Origin of the sequence: Bacteroides sp. GD17, assembly GCF_038448625.1 — a bacterium.
Classification (GTDB): Bacteria; Bacteroidota; Bacteroidia; order Bacteroidales; family Bacteroidaceae; genus Bacteroides.
In genome coordinates this window covers 1-16,578 of record NZ_JBCEZS010000013.1, presented here as the reverse complement: position 1 = coordinate 16,578, position 16,578 = coordinate 1, and the positions used below count along the sequence as shown (strand labels likewise).

The window sequence follows — 16,578 nt, the reverse complement described above, 5'->3', positions numbered from 1 at the left end:
AAAACATAGGCAAGATGAAACTAAACAAGTTAACTACCGCATTTTCAAGAATACTATTCAGCCTGCTACTCATCGGCGGACTGGCAGCCTGTAGTGATGATGATAACAATGGCAAAGAGGAACCGGAACCGGCTGTACACCCTGTCACCTCTTTCTCCAAAATCCAGTTGAAAGAGGTCGTAGAGAGTGACGCAGAACCGGTCATCGTTACCCAAACCTATCTTTACGACAAGTCGGGAAGGCTGTACAGCTACACTTACCTGCAAAATTTCAATGCCGGAGGAGAAACCTTTGAAATAGAAGGAGGCAGCAGCGTAGAATACAGCGACCATCAAGCCGTAGTTACTGATGATACCGGCACTGTGTCTACCTATACGCTGAATGATAAAGGCTACGCCGTAAATTGCACCCGTCAGGAACCCGGAGCAAATCTCCGTACCTATACTTTCTCGTACCTCGTCAACACCGAAGACAAACATTACCTGACGAACATTACGGAGAAACTGGGCGACGGAGCAGTTTACTCCTCTGTCGATATTGAATTCAGCGGCTTCCGAAGCATACACATCAAGCAGAAAGTAGGAGATTTTGAGCATGCCGGCACCGCCATCACTTCGCCGGGCGATGAAATAGCAAACGTCTCCGAAATTCCTTACCCCTACCTTGCAGACCAGCACCCGCTTTCGATGCATACCGTTGCCATATATGGAAAGCTGCTGGGCGAACCCTTCGACTACCTGATTACTCAACTCAGCCCGGACAATAACGAAGAAAGCAAAGAAATTACGACCTATACGTACACGCTCGACGACCGGGGGATTGTTACCTCCTGCCGGGAAGTTACTAACAGTTATGGCGTAGACTACAGACGTACAGTGAACTATACCATCGAGTAATTCCCCCTGTTTTATCTTTTTATTGTTTATTATTTCTAACAAAAGCCAATATTAACAGTAGATTCTCAGAAAATATTATCTTTGCGGCATAACTATTCGCAATCCTATTTATGGAATTCATTATTATTCTATTGTTACTTATTTTGAACGGTATCTTTGCCATGTATGAAATCGCTCTGGTATCGTCGAGTAAAGCACGTCTTGAAACCCTTGTTGGAAAAGGAAACAAAAGAGCCAAAGGAGTACTGAAACAGTTGGAAGAACCGGAGAAATTCCTTTCTACCATTCAAATCGGTATCACTCTGATCGGTATCGTGTCCGGTGCCTATGGTGGTGCCACCATTTCCGATGACGTAGAACCACTGTTCCTCCTGATTCCGGGAGCGGCAGCCTATGCCAAAACCCTCGCCATGATTACAGTGGTAGCCATCATCACCTATCTGTCGCTCATCATAGGCGAGCTGGTACCCAAATCCATCGCCTTGAGCAATCCCGAAAGATGGGCAACGATGCTCAGCCCCTTCATGATTGTACTTACCAAAGTTTCTTATCCTTTTGTCTGCCTGCTGAGCGCTTCCACCAAACTGGTGAACAAGTTCATCGGACTGAACAGCGACGAAGAACGTCCCATGACACAAGACGAGCTGAAAATGATTCTGCACCAAAGTTCGGAACAAGGCGTCATCGACAAGGAAGAAACAGAAATGCTGCGTGACGTATTCCGCTTCTCGGACAAGCGCGCCAACGACCTGATGACTTACCGCCGCGACATCGTAGTGCTTCATCCCACAGATACGCGGGAAGAGGTGCTGCGCACCATTCACGAACAGCATTTCAGCAAATACCTGCTGGTAGAAAGAGGGAAAGATGAGATTATAGGCGTAGTTTCCGTGAAAGATATCATTCTGATGATGGGCGGCGAGCAGCCGTTCGATCTGCGCAATATTGCCCGTCCCGCCCTGTTCATTCCCGAAAGTTTGTATGCAAAAAAGGTTTTAGAGCTCTTTAAGAAGAACAAAAACAAGTTCGGAGTTGTTGTAGACGAGTATGGAAATACAGAGGGTATCATCACCCTGCACGACCTGACGGAAAGCATCTTCGGAGACATCCTCGAAGAGAACGAAATGGAAGAAGAAGAGATTGTAGTACGTCAGGACGGCTCCATGCTGGTAGAAGCCTCCATGAATCTGGACGACTTTATGGAGACGATGGGCATTTTGAACTATGATGACCTGAAGGAAGAGGACTTTACCACCCTGAGCGGTCTTGCCATGTTCCTCATCGGCCGCGTGCCGAAAGCCGGAGACTTGTTCAGCTACAAGAATCTGGACTTCGAGGTGGTGGATATGGACCGTGGAAGAGTGGACAAACTGCTCGTCATCAAAAGAGAAGAAGATGATAAATAACGCTATTGCGTCTTTATATTAACTTAAACCATTAAAGCAATGAAAAAAGTAATGATGATTGCAGCTATCGCCGCTGCATTGGTATCCTGCCAATCAAAAGGAACTCAGAACAACAACACCGCCGCAGACATGGACGAAGGTGTAATGACCGTTGCCGGCAATGACTCGTCTGCCGTAGCCGTATACGAAGGTATCCTTCCTGCAGCCGACGGTCCGGGCATCCAGTATGTATTGAGCGTAGACAGTGTAGGTCCCGACGGAGAAAGCGGCTACACCCTGGTAACCACTTACCTGGATGCCGACGGTCCCGGAAAGAACAAGAGCTTTACTTCCAAAGGGAAGAAACAGGTTATCCAGAAAGACGTCAATAACAAGAAAAAGACAGCCATCAAGCTGACTCCGAACGACGGAGACACTCCTGTCTACTTTGTAGTTGTCAACGACACCACCCTGCGCCTGGTCAACGACAGCCTGCAGGAGGCAGTAAGCGACTTGAACTATGACATCATTCAAGTGAAATAACCACCACCTTACCTATAAAAACAAATCAGCCGGAATCATTCTCTACAGAACGATTCCGGCTGTTTCATATCAATATTAATTCTATGTTAACGAAATCAGTATCTTTTATTTCTTTACCGGAGAAGAATATCTTGCATTCAAGCCTTCCAGAATCTCACGGGTGATGTTGTAAACACTGTCAGCATACAGCAGGTTGTCGAAACCGGTATTGCTGATAATCATACTGTAACCCTTCGTCTTATTATACTCTTTCAGGAAAGCATTGATAGAATCGCGCAACTGCAGGCTGTTCTTTTCGTTTTCGCTCATCAACTCAGACTGCAATTTGTTACTCAGGTTCTGCAAGTCTTGTTCCAGCTTGGCGATGCGGTTATACTCCTGCTGTGCTCTTTCCTGAGAAAGATAGGCGTTGTTCTGATACTTGGTCTGGAATTCCTGCTTCTGCTTGTCCAACTCGTTGGCTTTCTGGTTCAGCGTCAGGCGAACATTCTCACTCTTCTTCACCATAGCTTCATTCAAATCGATGCAATAGTTATATTTTGCCAGAAGCGTATCTATCTCAACATAAGCTATTTTCATTTCAGATAATCCGCCGGCTTGTGCAGGAGCGTTTGTTGTCTGTTTATCAGTATTGCCGGCACATTGAGCAAATAAAACGATCAGTGCAAGAGCTGCCAAACCGTTCATGAGGTAGTTTAATCTCTTCATAATTTGATAAATATTGTTTTTAAAATTAGTTCATACTATCGTTTAAGGCTTTTTCCAGTTCATCAATGGAGAAACGGGATTTGCGTTGTGCTTCCCGGTCTTGCGACTGTACGCAGCCGATACCTCTATCCCGCATTGCTTTGCTACCGCTGACGTGTCCATTAGGAAACTTGCCGCCTTTCACAAAAAAGACCTTTACACCTAATAAAACAATGCAAATAGCAACTATTAACAAAGTTATCAATATTGTATCGAGCATTTCCATTAATTTTGTTACGCGAAAACAGTGTTCTCACTATTTTTGTGGGTGCAAATATAGGGCTTTGGTTGGACTAACTCACCTTTTTTACTCTAAAAAAAGAGAAAGGGAAATAAAATAGCCAATCAATTTAACCATATTTAGCAGTAAGAGGTTAAATACGAACATTCATAAAGAATTTAATATGGAAAAGAAAGACTTAAAACCGGCCGGTGTATTTCATTATTTTGAAGAAATCTGCCAAGTGCCACGCCCTTCCAAAAAGGAAGAAAAGATTATCGCTTACTTAAAAGCATTCGGAGAAAAGCATAAGTTGGAAACAAAGGTGGATGAAGCCGGAAACGTTCTGATAAAGAAACCTGCCACCCCGGGCATGGAAAACCGTAAAACAGTAGTGTTGCAATCGCACGTCGATATGGTGTGCGAGAAGAACAACGATGTGAAGCACGACTTCCTCACCGACCCCATCGAAACAGAGATAGACGGCGAATGGCTGAAAGCCAAAGGAACTACGCTGGGAGCAGACAATGGTATCGGCGTTGCCACCGAACTGGCTATCCTTACCGACGACAGCATTGAGCACGGTCCCATCGAATGCTTGTTCACCGTAGACGAAGAGACGGGACTGACCGGCGCCTTTGCCTTGAAAGAAGGCTTTATGAACGGAGACATTCTGCTGAACCTCGACTCCGAAGATGAAGGCGAACTTTTCATCGGTTGTGCAGGCGGTGTAGACTCTGTGGCTGAATTCAGCTATAGGGAGGTAGATGTACCTGCCGGCTACTTCTGCTGCAATGTTCTGGTAAAAGGTTTGAAAGGCGGACACTCCGGCGGTGACATACACCTGGGACGCGGTAATGCCAACAAATTGTTAAACCGTTTCCTCAGCCAGACATTCAAGAAATATGATATGTATCTCTGCGAGATAGACGGCGGCAACCTGCGCAACGCCATTGCACGCGAAGCCCACGCCGTAATCGCCATCCCCGATGCCGACAAACATGCCTTGCGTACCGACCTCAATGTATTTGCCGCCGAAGCAGAGGCTGAATATGCCGTAGTAGAGCCGGACTTGCAGTTCGTACTCGAATCGGAGCCTGCCCGTACGAAAGCCATTGATAAAGATACCACCAAGCGCTTGTTGCAAAGCATTTATGCCACTCCACACGGTGTATATGCCATGAGCCAGGACATTCCCGGCCTGGTGGAGACCTCCACTAACCTGGCTTCCATAAAGATGAAACCCAACCATATCATCCGCATCGAAACCAGCCAACGCAGTTCTACCGAATCGTCCAAACGGGATATTGCCAATATGGTACGTACCGTATTCGAGATGGGTGGAGCTAAAGTAACCTTCAGTGACGGCTATCCCGGATGGAAGCCCAATCCGCATTCAGAGATTCTGGAAGTAGCTACCGAATCATACAAGCGTCTGTTTGGCGTGGATGCCAAGGTAAAAGCCATTCATGCGGGTTTGGAATGCGGTCTGTTCCTCGACAAGTATCCTACGCTGGATATGATTTCCTTCGGTCCTACCCTGCAAGGCGTACACTCTCCCGACGAACGGATGCTGATTCCTACCGTCGATAAATTCTGGAAACACTTGCTGGATATCCTGAAACATATTCCGGAGAAGAAACAGGCATAATGCCGGGTACAGTTTCCCCTCAGCATGTATAAACTACTGATACGCAATAGCATTTGCGTCCTATTATTCTTTTTTCTCTGCCCGTACTTCCATCTGTACGGGCAAGAGAAGAAAGATACGCTTACTTTCCGGGTGGTAAGCTACAATGTAGAGAATCTCTTTGACTCCCGGCACGATACACTAAAAAATGATTATGAATTCCTGCCCGATGCAGTGCGGCACTGGAACTACTCCAAGTACAAGAAGAAACTGGATAACATTGCCCGTGTCATTACTGCCGTTGGTGGCTGGATGCCTCCCGCACTTGTTGCCCTGTGCGAAGTGGAGAATGACAGCGTAATGCGCGACCTCACCCGCTACTCCGCCCTGCGGGAAGCCGGCTATCGCTATGTCATGACCCAATCGCCCGACGAACGCGGCATCGATGTGGCATTGCTCTATCAGCGGAGTGTCTTCAAACTGCTTTCTTACCAGAGTCTCCCGGTGGATAAGCCCCATAAGAGCAGTCGCCCTACACGCGATATTCTTCACGTCAGCGGGTTGATGATGAACGGGGACACACTGGATGTATTCGTGGCTCATTTCCCTTCCCGTTCGGGAGGTGCCAAAGAATCCGAACCCTATCGGCTGCTGGCGGCAAAGAAGATGAAGAGTGCAGCAGACAGCCTCTTCACAGTGCGTCAGCATCCACAAATCATACTTTTAGGAGACTTCAACGACTATCCAGACAACAAATCCGTACGGCAAGTCCTGGCGGCTGAAGCACCTCCCGCTTCACCGGAATCCCTCCACACACAAAAACTCTACCACCTCCTGGCAGGAAAAGCAGCTACCCGCAAGCATTTCGGCAGCTATAAATACCAGGGAGAATGGGGACTGCTGGACCATATTATCGTATCGGGCAATCTGCTGCAAGAAACCTCTCCACTCTATACCGATGAAACACAAGCAGAGGTATTCCGCCCGCCTTTCCTCCTGACCAAAGATGCGAAGTATGGCGGAAAGCAACCCTTCCGCACTTACTACGGAATGAAGTACCAGGCCGGATATAGCGATCATCTGCCTGTATATGCAGAGTTCCGATTGCTCTATTAACGCAGGTCGGGTAGATTAATTGGAATACTGATACAGCTTCAAATCAAACTTCTGCACCATCACCAGCAAGTGGTCGAATATATCAGACTGAATGCGTTCGTACTCCTTCCAAACTTTATTGCGTGAAAAGAAGTAGACCTGAATAGGTACACCGTAAGTCGTCGGTTCCTTCTGACTGATAATCAAATCCATATCTTGGTTCACCACCGGGAGGCTGCATAAGTAGCGTTCGATATAGATACGATAGAGTTGTGCATTGGTGGGTACCTCTCCCTCTGCCGGCTGATAATCGGCCATTAGAGGAACCTCTTTGCGGATTGTGTCCAGCATCTCCGGCGTGCAGAACTTCAGTGTTGTCATATCCAGGTAGATATTCTTATTCACCCGGCGCCCACCGCTCTCCTGCATGCCGCGCCAGTTCTGGAAAGAGTTGTTCACAAGTGTATAAGGTGGTACGGTAGAGATAGTTTCATCCCAGTTACGTATTTTCACCGTATTCAGCGTTATTTCCTCCACCGTACCGTTAGCGACGCCGTTGGGCAACGCTATCCAGTCTCCGATACGCAGCATGTCATTGGCAGAAAGCTGTACGCCTGCCACAAATCCCAGAATACTATCCTTAAAAACCAACATCAGCACCGCCGCCGAAGCACCCAGTCCGGCAAACAGAGTCATAGGAGACTTATTCATCAGCACGGAAATAATAACAATACCGCCTACAAAAAACAGTATCACCTGAAGCACCTGGACAAATCCCTTCATCGGCCGGTTCTTCTGCTTCCCCTTCGAATTATACACATCGAATATCACCAGCAACAGGCCGTTGATAGTAAACAGCACTGCCGCAATGATATAAACGATGCATACCTTCTGCGAGAAGTCCAGCATCTCCTTTCCCCGCACAAAGGCAAAAGGAAGCAGAAAGTAAATCAGGATTCCCGGCAGGATATGGATCAGGTGATGCACCACTTTCCGTTGCATAAGTAAGGTATTCCAGCGGTGAGGAGACCGTTTGGTATAATGCTTCATGCCTCCTACGAATATTGCCTGGCACAGATAGTCCAAGCCTATCGACAGTCCTACCATCAACAATGCAATAATCGTTTCATCAAACATGTCAGCAAACTTCGGGTCTACTCCCCACCCTATCAGGATCTTGTTCATCCATCCTCCTAAGCTCATCATAAAGTTTCTTTTTGCAGTTCTTTATTTATATAACAAATCAGAGATAAAGATGTTTTAGTAACCCTTCCAGAAGCACTTATCAATAAAAATACAAGAGAGCAGCGTGTTTTTTATCAAAACATAATAGAATTTATTTTAAATTGACTTACTTCGCAATCATAAAAACTTCTAAAAACACATTTGCATGAAAAGGAACCACTTTATTTTCACAGCTCTGTTCTTGCTCAGCCTTATGAGCAGCTGTTCCAAAGATAATGATGAGAACAATGGAGGCGGAGGAAAAGAAACTCCGGACGAACGTGTCACTACGGACGAAATCTACTATGCCAACCAGTTTGCCGACGATATATTATCGGATGTATATTTATGGAAACGGGAGATCAGTGCAGGCATTAAGCTGCTGGATCCGGATACGAATGAAGATCCTATCAAAACCGTCAATGATATCCGCTACAAAGAAAATGGGAAGGAGGTAGACAGGTGGACAATGCTGACGAATGACTATGAGGGCCTGACAAGCGGTATGCAAGGTGTTGCAACTACCTATGGCTATGATTTAATGCTCGGAAAGTTTTCAAACACCGGTACATACTTTTTCATTGTGAGCTATGTTTATGAAAACAGTCCGGCAGCAAAAGCAGGTATGAAGCGTGGCGATATTATTATTTCCCTGAACGGACAAGATATCACGGAAGCTAACTATCTGGACGCCTTATACAGTTCCAGTATCACACTCGGCATGGGAGTTCAAACAGACAAAGGCATTGCTAAGGGCGAAAACATGTCCCTTACCTCCATCAGGATGTACGAAAACCCGATACTTGCCACTAAAATCTTTGATTGTGCCGGCAAAAAGGTAGGTTATCTTGCATACAGTGGCTTTGACATAGAATCCGTATTCAAATTAAAAGAAATATGCGGTGAGTTCAAAGAAGCAGGAGTTACCGAACTAATCCTTGACCTCCGCTATAATGGAGGTGGCTACGTCTTTACAGAACTGGCGTTGGCATCTATGCTGGCACCCCAGGCAAATGTGGACAACAAAGACATTTACGAAACCGAGATCTGGAATGATGACTATATGGCTTATTTCAAATCGCAGGGGGAGGACTTAAATACTTATTTTGGCACTGCCTTTGCAATTCGTGACACCGGTGGCAATCTCATAAGTATCGATACAAAAGGGTATAATATCGGATTAAAGAAGATCTATGCCTTGATAAGCAGCGGCACGGCATCAGCCTCCGAATCGATTCTGATAGGTTTAATGCCTTATATGGACATAGAACTCATCGGAACGAATTCACATGGCAAATATTGTACAGGGATGACGCTCGCTCCCAAAGATGTATATGTAGACAAAAACGGGAAGGATGTATCTCCCAAGGAAATCAAGAATTGGGGAATTTACGTCATGATCAACCGCTATGCGGACAAGAATGGGGAGAACCCGTGCATGCCCGACGGCCTGACTCCTCCCCTGGGCAATGAGATACAAGATGATCCGATGGATGGATATCAATTGGGAGATGAGCAGGAAACAATGCTGAGAGAAGCTCTCCTCAGAGCCGGAAAGACAGACATCCCGCCGACAACTCGTAGTATCAGCGGCCTCAGATATGATACGAAGTTTATTCCTACCAGTCCACTGTTCGGCAAACGTATTGACAACAGTATCTTGGAGAAAATCAGGAAATAGCCGTAGCTCAATCTGCATCGGCCATAAGCACATATCCTTTTTTCATCAACGACTCAATCTTTACGGTTGGGTCGTTTTTTAATGCCTTCCTCAGATAAGTAATCTGAACATTCAGAGCAAGCGAATTGGAATAAGAGCTACTTCCCCACACAGTTTCCAGCAAGCGGTCGCGGGCAACGGAGACATTCTTGTTCAACGCAAGCAGACGAAGAATATCCGCCTGGCGGGAGGTTATCAGAACTTTACTGTTTCCGGTACGGATTTCATTGGTGCTGTAGTTGAATACGGAATTGCCGAAGGAATAGGTCTCCTCTTCCACCACCTCGGACAGTTGCGAGGCGAAGCGTTCGCGGATGCGGGCAATCAGTTCCTCGGGATAGAAAGGCTTGGCAAGGTAGTCGTTGGCGCGAAGCTGAAAGCCTTGAAGGCGATCGGCTTTGTCGCTGCGGTCGGAAAGGAAGAAGATGAGTACGTGTCGGTCCGCTTCACGGATTCGTTCGGCTACTTCGAAGCCGTTAAGGCCGGGCATATTGATATCAAGCAGAACAAGGTCGGGCTTGACGAGGGGGAATTGTTCGAGAGCGATCGTACCGTTACCGGCATAAACCACCTCATAGCCTTCTTTTTCGAGAAAGCGCTTCAGAAGCATGGAGTACTTCAGGTCATCGTCGGCAAAAAGAATTTTCATTAATTAAAAATTAAAAGTGAAAAGTTGGGGGTTATTGGGGGATATGGATTTCGAGGGTGGTACCTTTATCAACCTGGCTCGTCAAGGAGATTGTGCCGCGATGGGCTTCTACAAGCAGTTTGACGTAGCTCAGGCCCAGGCCGATACCGGGTAGCGATCGGTCGGGCAGGTTGCTGCTACGATAGAACTTATCGAATACGCGGGCTTGCTCGGAGGCGGGGATGCCGATACCATTGTCCGCAACTTTAAGGGTCAGCTGATGGTCGTGCAGGACACAACTTATCAGGATATGGACAGAAGAGCCGGAGTATTTTACGGCATTCTCTATCAGATTGCTGATAATATTGGCAATGTGCACCGGGTCGGCGGTGACGAGGAGAGGATCTGCAAGTTGCGTTTCAAAAGTCACTTGTTTACCTTCGGGAGCATGTTGCAGACGTATCAGTTTCTCTACTACCGGTTTCAGATCGAAGGTGCTCAGGGAAAGTTGAGTCTGTTCATCATCGGCGCGGGTCATGTCGCGCAACTTCTGCAGATAGGCCGAGAGGTTATCGAGTTCGGAAATGGAGTCACGCACCACTTCGTCCATCGCCTGTTCGTCGATGCGCATGGCCTTATCGTTAAGGAAAGAGACGCACATCTTCAAGGCTTGCACGGGGCGTTTCAGTTCGTGTATCATGGTGTTTACAAAACTTTTGCGCAGTTCGTCAATGCGGCGTTGTTTCAAGATGGTCTTAATCTGGAACCAAAGGCAGACTGCCAGCAAGAGTATCATAAACAAACTGCCAAGGAGCTGCCAACCCATGCGCAGCAGAAGGGTATGGGGCATTACCTGCACATCTATCTGTACCAACTGGCGCTTCATGGGGTTATAAGGATAAACTACGCGGACGGTAGGATACAGGCGGCTGCCAATCTTTTCTACCGTTTCTACCCATTGATAGAGCGTGTCCTTCGGCAAAATCAGTTCGGTACGGAAGGTCATGCCGTCGAGCCTTGTGGCAAGCACGGAGTCGAAGCGCTGCAAGGTGAAAGGAACGTCGACCTGCAACAGGTAGGCAGCCATTGCATGACTGAAACTCATATCCAACAGAAAACCACTTTCATCACGTATCACGATTGTATCCAGATAGGCAACGCTGTCCTTTCCCACCCCAGGAAGGGAAATGCCGGCCTTGACGGCTTCCTGCAGTTTGTCGGTGGCATCGTCAGTCACGGAACCGACGATATAAACGCGCGTACAGTGTTCCTCAGGCTGGGACACCGAGTCCTGCTTACTCATCTCTATATTGACACTGGATCTGAAAAAGGGATTATTCGACTTTCCGAATACCTTCTTGGGCTGTTCCTGCCGGATAGAATCATTCAGTGCAACAGCTTCCATCACCCGCTGACGTATCTCTCCGGCATATTCTTCGTTCTTATACTGATACTGGTTCCACAGCCAATACCCCTGCCCCGCTATTATCAGCAGCATGGATATCAGCGACAACGCCCATACTATCTTAATTCTTCGTTCCATTTTCCTCGCATTCGTTTTGTACAGCACAAAGGTAGCCCTTTCCGGGAATCAGCAGTACGCGCGAGGCGGATATTTCAGACAGAGTAATATTTCAGTAATAACTTTCGTACCCGTCAAACCGGGTTTCCGCATAGATTTGCAGCAGAGAAACATAAACCCTAAAACGAAAAGAAGATGAAAAAAAGAACCGCACTCACCGCATTGCTGGCATTCACAGCGCTGGCAATGCAAGCACAAATGAACATCAGCATCGGCACCGGGAAGGTCTTCAGGAAAGATACCATCGACCAGGTGGTATACAGAATGCAGTACGAAGTGGACGGCTGCACGGACACGCTGAAAAAGGAACGCTTCCAGGAAACAATGATGCTGGAAGTAGGCAAGAAATGTTCCCGATTCTACAGCTACACCAAGTATGTAGGCGACTCGGTACTGGCTGCCGACATTGCCAACAACGTTTCGCGCGAGGTAATGATAGAGCATAGCAAGCAGTTCGGACAAAGCAGGCTGAGCGAGCAGACCTACAAAAGATATCCGGCAGGCCGGGTAACCACCCTCGACGAGATAGCAGGAGACATCAACCGCCTGCGCTGCGAAGAAACGGAAGAACGCCCGGTGTGGACGCTGACCACAGACACTGCAACCATTCTTTCGTATCTCTGCACCAAAGCAGAATGCCGGTTCAAAGGAAGAAACTGGACGGCTTGGTTCACTCCCGACGTTCCGTCCAGTGAAGGACCGTGGAAGCTGTTCGGACTGCCCGGATTGATATTGAAGGCGGAAGACAGTGAAGGACATTATTCTTTTACCTGCACCGGCATAGAGCAATGCCACTCCTATCGCCCCCTACTCTTCAACGGCAAGGATTACGAACCGGTAAACCGCAAGGCATACAATAAAATCCACGAACGGTACTATGCTGATCCCATAGGATTCATCACGGGAAGTATGCCCAATGTCAGTGTGACGGTCAGCGACGACCAGGGAAATAAGACAAAGAATCCTAAGAATATGCCTTATAACCCATTGGAACGGGAGAAATAAATATTTTATGGAAAAGAGAATGATTGCATTACACCTGATAGGCTTACTGGCAGCAATCACCATCCAGTTGCAAGCACAAACCCTGAGTGGAACAGTGACCGATTCTGAAAGTCATCAACCGCTGGAGGGGGTTATGATCAGCGTGACACGCGGAAACATAACAATAGATTATACGTTAACCGACTCCAAAGGCCAGTACTCGCTATCTTGGAAGTACAGCGGCACGTTGCAAGTCTCCGCCTCCCTGTTGGGCTATCGGCGGGAGGCGTGCGACGTCCGCCAGGGCCGTCGGTTGGACTTCGCGTTGCAACCCGAAGCCATCGCACTGAAGGAGGTCGTGATACGTCCGGGGCGCATCAGTACACGAAAAGATACCGTCAGATACGACCTGGCACAGTTTGCATCGTCCAAGGACGTACATATCAAGGACGTGCTGAAGCGACTGCCGGGAGTGGATGTAGAAGAAAACGGGCAAGTAAAGTACAAAGGTAAAGCCATCGACCATTATTTTGTAGAAGGCATGGATGTTACGGGCGGACGATACAATCAAATCAACAACAACCTCAGTGCCAAGGCAGTGAAGTCGGCAGAGATCATGGAGAACTACCAGTCGGTAAAGGCACTGAAAGGTAAAATCAGTTCCGATGAAGTGGCACTGAACCTGAAGCTCGACCCAAAAGCCCACGACCAATGGATAGTAAACAGTACACTGGGAGTCGGTTGGAGCGACGGAACACCGGAAACGCACAACGGACAGGGCAGCGACAACAACAGCACAGGCGAGTTCCTTTGGGAGGGCGCTGCCAATGCCCTGCAACTGGGAAAAGGTAACCAAAGCGTCTACAACTACAAGACAAACAACAACGGCAAAGACCTCAGCCGCGAACAAAGCGTACTGATAAACAATGCCTCACAGGATATCCCCCTTCACAAATTCCTGACGCAGCCGGGCATCACCGCTCCGCTCGACAAAGAACGTCTGCTTTTCAACAAGACGCATACACTGAACGCCAACCGCATGTACAAATGGAACGATGAACGCTCGCTGCGCCTGCAAGCCGGATATACCCACGATCAAATCAGCCAGCAACGCGGAAACACACTGACCTATTATCAGCCGGACGACACCATAAGCATGGAAGAATCCTACCACTATCGTCTGCTGAGCGACGCCGGTCATGCAGAGGCACACTACGAAGACAACAACACCCGCCACTACCTGGCCAACCGCTTCCTCGTGGAGAGTGAAATAAACCGGGGCACCTCCCGCGAGTTGCAACAAACCGTCCGCACCTCACAACTGACAGCAAAGAACTTCTTCAATCTCATTCGCAACGAAGAAAAGGCAACCTGGGAATTCAACTCTGCAACACAATACGCGTATGTACCTTCTTCACTGTCCTTGTCCGACGGGAAAAGCAAGTTCCGGCAACAGAACCTCTACAGCGACAACAAAGCCAGTTACCTGAAAAAGCGCAACGGTTTTACCCGCCAATACACTGCCGGCATGCAAGGCGAGTGGGCTACAGTGAAATACCATTCTCCTGCGAACGAAGAGCATCATCCCCTATCGGAGGAGACATTCAATGCCTCCAACCTATCCTTCTACCTCTCCCCTTACTTTCAACTGGAACGGGATAAATGGCTGGGAAGCATCACCCTGCCCCTCAACTTCAAACGATATTTTGCACAGCAACGCTCTTTCTTATTCTTCAACCCATCGCTCTACCTGCGCTACCAACTCGATTATCATTGGCGCTTCTCCCTTTACGGCAGCCTGAACCGCTCCGCAGGAGACGTCACCGATCTGTGCCCTTTCAGTTATCAGACGGATTACCGTACGTGGAGGAATGCGAGTGGTCTCTTCCCCGTCAGCACCCGCCAGCTCTACAATCTTTACGGCGAATACAAGAATACCGTACAAGAATTCTTCGTCACCGCCACACTGGCCTATCAGCGCACGCACTACAATACGCTGAACGAGCAAAGCATATCGGAAAACACCATCATCTACACCCGTCGTGAACACGCCAACCATACCGAAAACTGGTCGTTGCTCAGCACCATTTCCAAAGGTTTCTACGACTGGAACCTGAAAACATCGCTCAACCTGCAATTGAGCCGCAGTACGGGGCAACAGCTAACGCAGATTTCCGGTACAAGCCTGCTGCAAAAGTACCGCTACGATTATCTGAAAGCAGAACCGAAACTTATCTGGTCACCCGCCGGCAGCTTTGAAGCCGAATATCACGCTACCATCGGTTATGGCGGCAGTAAGATAGGTACCGACACGCACCTCACTCCGTTGCTGGACATCGTTCAGCGCCTGCACCTCACCTTCAGCATCGGACACGTCGACATCCGCCTCTCCGGAGAGCATTACCGGAACGACCTGAGTAACGATACACACCTCAACACCTTATTTGCAGATGCATCGCTCGTCTATAAAACAAAGAAGTGGCGGCTGGAAGCCAGCTTCAACAATCTGTTCAACAAGAAGGAGTATGCCTACACACTCTACTCTGCCACACAAAGCAGCACTTCATGGTTGAATATACGTCCGAGGGAGGGAATGGTAAAGGTAGGATATCAGTTTTGAGAATAGGGATATGATAATTAAATAAAGTAGGTTTTTAAACGTTTTCAAGATCTATATATTCTAGCAGTGACTTATACATTTGCCTTGATTCTTTACATACATCATTCATTGTTAGCAGCTTAAATCCATTCTTCTCATAGAATCTTATAGTTCTTTGAGAATTGTCATTGATAGCATCCACTGTGATGAATTGACATCCAGTCTTATTTCTTTTTATAAAACTTTGAACCAATGATCTTATAAGGAATGTGCCAATTCCCTGATCTTGGAAATTCTTATCAACTGCTAACCTTCCTATCTTAGCAGCAGGATACATTTTTTGATTTAGGAATTTCTCCCAAAACTCAAAATCTATTTTGCTTTTGCTATCTTCCATTTCATCTGCAAAATCTTGACGATCTGAAATACTTAATAAATCATTTGCAAGACTATAATATGCTATGATTTGACTGTCTGTTTCTATCAGAGTAGTAGTATATCGGAGATATTTTAGATAAACTTTTGAATCACTAATCAAAAAGTCGTTCAAATCAGCATTGCCACAATCAAACGACTTAAAAGTATAATCCTTATTTAGTAGAGTCACTTTTATTTTTCCTAATTCAAGCAACTCCCAAAAATTAATAGAATGTTCCACCTGATATTGATGCTAATAGATTGTAGCTTTCCTCCATTTCCTTAATTTCTCTTTTCTTATCTTCCTCTTCTTCAGGTGTAAGTTTCTTAGTCAAAGATTCCACAAGATTCTTTCTGAATCTCTTTGCATCTTCGCCTTTAAGAGTAGGGGTATTTTGAATCGGTCGAGCCATATCTATCTTTTTTTATACTATATACTTAATACTTACACATCAACAGCATTATCATGGCACAAAGATAACGAATATACAAGTCAAATCTCTAATTGGTGGTTGATTAGCCTATATCCTTAACCTTTTTTAAAGGTCTACTATGAGTGTTGACTGTTACGTGCCTATTTCTTTTACTTTCAGTATTTCTAATCCTAGGCAAGGTAAGAAAAATATTGTCCTTTTTCCCTTTTATAATTGAAGTAATTGCAGCAGATTCTGCAAAAGAATTAGTAACGTCTCTATATAAGAGACAGCACAAAGCACTGACAAAGGTATTAATTAGTGCAGACATTAGCAAATATAAGCAAGGAAAAATTTAATAAAATTGTTTGCAACAAGGATTCAATATTTTAAAGATCAACATTTTACATTCATATAAAATAATACGAAGTACTAATTATTTAAATATATAGTCAATCCCTATTTTTTATAAACTAACTTTAATAGGCGATGAAA

The 16,578-nt window shown here is 46.6% G+C and carries 15 protein-coding genes; 8 read left to right on the top strand and 7 right to left on the bottom strand.

The features are described 5' to 3' along the window. Window positions 1–14: 14 nt before the first annotated feature. The 3 genes from AAE250_RS17680 to AAE250_RS17670 all read left to right on the top strand — a co-directional run bounded on the left by AAE250_RS17680 (window position 15) and on the right by AAE250_RS17670 (window position 2,824). Window positions 15–896, top strand: coding sequence for a DUF4595 domain-containing protein (locus AAE250_RS17680; RefSeq protein WP_294599639.1), 882 nt, complete (start codon window positions 15–17; stop codon window positions 894–896). A 110-nt stretch (window positions 897–1,006) separates the two neighbouring features. After that, window positions 1,007–2,302, top strand: coding sequence for a hemolysin family protein (locus AAE250_RS17675; protein ID WP_294599641.1), 1,296 nt, complete (start codon window positions 1,007–1,009; stop codon window positions 2,300–2,302). A 39-nt stretch (window positions 2,303–2,341) separates the two neighbouring features. Beyond that, window positions 2,342–2,824 (top strand): copper resistance protein NlpE N-terminal domain-containing protein, encoded by a 483-nt coding sequence (locus AAE250_RS17670; RefSeq protein ID WP_294599644.1) that lies wholly within the window; start codon window positions 2,342–2,344, stop codon window positions 2,822–2,824. A gap of 105 nt (window positions 2,825–2,929) precedes the next feature. On the opposite strand, the gene AAE250_RS17665 is transcribed toward AAE250_RS17670, so the two are convergent. Continuing rightward, the gene (locus AAE250_RS17665; RefSeq protein ID WP_294599647.1) at window positions 2,930–3,532 is read right to left on the bottom strand and encodes an OmpH family outer membrane protein; all 603 of its coding nucleotides are present in this window, start codon (window positions 3,530–3,532) and stop codon (window positions 2,930–2,932) included. A 25-nt stretch (window positions 3,533–3,557) separates the two neighbouring features. Next, the gene (locus tag AAE250_RS17660; protein ID WP_294599649.1) at window positions 3,558–3,791 is read right to left on the bottom strand and encodes a hypothetical protein; all 234 of its coding nucleotides are present in this window, start codon (window positions 3,789–3,791) and stop codon (window positions 3,558–3,560) included. A 184-nt stretch (window positions 3,792–3,975) separates the two neighbouring features. Here AAE250_RS17660 and AAE250_RS17655 point away from each other — a divergent pair, with 184 nt between their 5' ends. Both AAE250_RS17655 and AAE250_RS17650 read left to right on the top strand, forming a co-directional pair. After that, a complete protein-coding gene (locus tag AAE250_RS17655; protein ID WP_294599651.1) occupies window positions 3,976–5,442 on the top strand; it encodes an aminoacyl-histidine dipeptidase in 1,467 nt (488 codons plus the stop codon). 24 nt (window positions 5,443–5,466) lie between these two features. Further along, window positions 5,467–6,537: an endonuclease/exonuclease/phosphatase family protein gene (locus AAE250_RS17650; RefSeq protein WP_294599654.1), complete on the top strand. Its 1,071-nt coding sequence runs from the start codon at window positions 5,467–5,469 to the stop codon at window positions 6,535–6,537. A gap of 15 nt (window positions 6,538–6,552) precedes the next feature. On the opposite strand, the gene AAE250_RS17645 is transcribed toward AAE250_RS17650, so the two are convergent. Next, complete coding sequence (locus tag AAE250_RS17645; protein ID WP_294599656.1) at window positions 6,553–7,722, bottom strand: mechanosensitive ion channel family protein; 1,170 nt, start codon at window positions 7,720–7,722, stop codon at window positions 6,553–6,555. A 184-nt stretch (window positions 7,723–7,906) separates the two neighbouring features. On the opposite strand from AAE250_RS17645, the gene AAE250_RS17640 reads away from it, so the two are divergent. Continuing rightward, complete coding sequence (locus AAE250_RS17640) at window positions 7,907–9,421, top strand: S41 family peptidase (protein WP_294599659.1); 1,515 nt, start codon at window positions 7,907–7,909, stop codon at window positions 9,419–9,421. A gap of 7 nt (window positions 9,422–9,428) precedes the next feature. Here AAE250_RS17640 and AAE250_RS17635 read toward each other — a convergent pair whose 3' ends face one another. Both AAE250_RS17635 and AAE250_RS17630 read right to left on the bottom strand, forming a co-directional pair. Further along, complete coding sequence (locus AAE250_RS17635) at window positions 9,429–10,109, bottom strand: response regulator transcription factor (protein ID WP_294599662.1); 681 nt, start codon at window positions 10,107–10,109, stop codon at window positions 9,429–9,431. Between the two features lie 31 nt (window positions 10,110–10,140). After that, window positions 10,141–11,631 carry a sensor histidine kinase gene (locus AAE250_RS17630; RefSeq protein WP_294599665.1) on the bottom strand — a complete coding sequence of 497 codons (1,491 nt, stop codon included), beginning with the start codon at window positions 11,629–11,631 and terminating at the stop codon, window positions 10,141–10,143. Between the two features lie 174 nt (window positions 11,632–11,805). On the opposite strand from AAE250_RS17630, the gene AAE250_RS17625 reads away from it, so the two are divergent. Then, window positions 11,806–12,675, top strand: coding sequence for a GLPGLI family protein (locus tag AAE250_RS17625; protein ID WP_294599668.1), 870 nt, complete (start codon window positions 11,806–11,808; stop codon window positions 12,673–12,675). A gap of 7 nt (window positions 12,676–12,682) precedes the next feature. Then, window positions 12,683–15,274: a carboxypeptidase-like regulatory domain-containing protein gene (locus tag AAE250_RS17620; RefSeq protein ID WP_294599671.1), complete on the top strand. Its 2,592-nt coding sequence runs from the start codon at window positions 12,683–12,685 to the stop codon at window positions 15,272–15,274. Between the two features lie 34 nt (window positions 15,275–15,308). Here AAE250_RS17620 and AAE250_RS17615 read toward each other — a convergent pair whose 3' ends face one another. Continuing rightward, window positions 15,309–15,911, bottom strand: a complete 603-nt coding sequence (locus tag AAE250_RS17615; RefSeq protein ID WP_294599674.1) for a GNAT family N-acetyltransferase — start codon at window positions 15,909–15,911, stop codon at window positions 15,309–15,311. Next, entirely contained in the window at window positions 15,895–16,083 is a 189-nt protein-coding gene (locus tag AAE250_RS17610) for a hypothetical protein (RefSeq protein ID WP_294599677.1), read from the bottom strand. Before AAE250_RS17610 ends, AAE250_RS17615 begins: the two co-directional genes overlap by 17 nt. Window positions 16,084–16,578 lie beyond the last annotated feature (495 nt).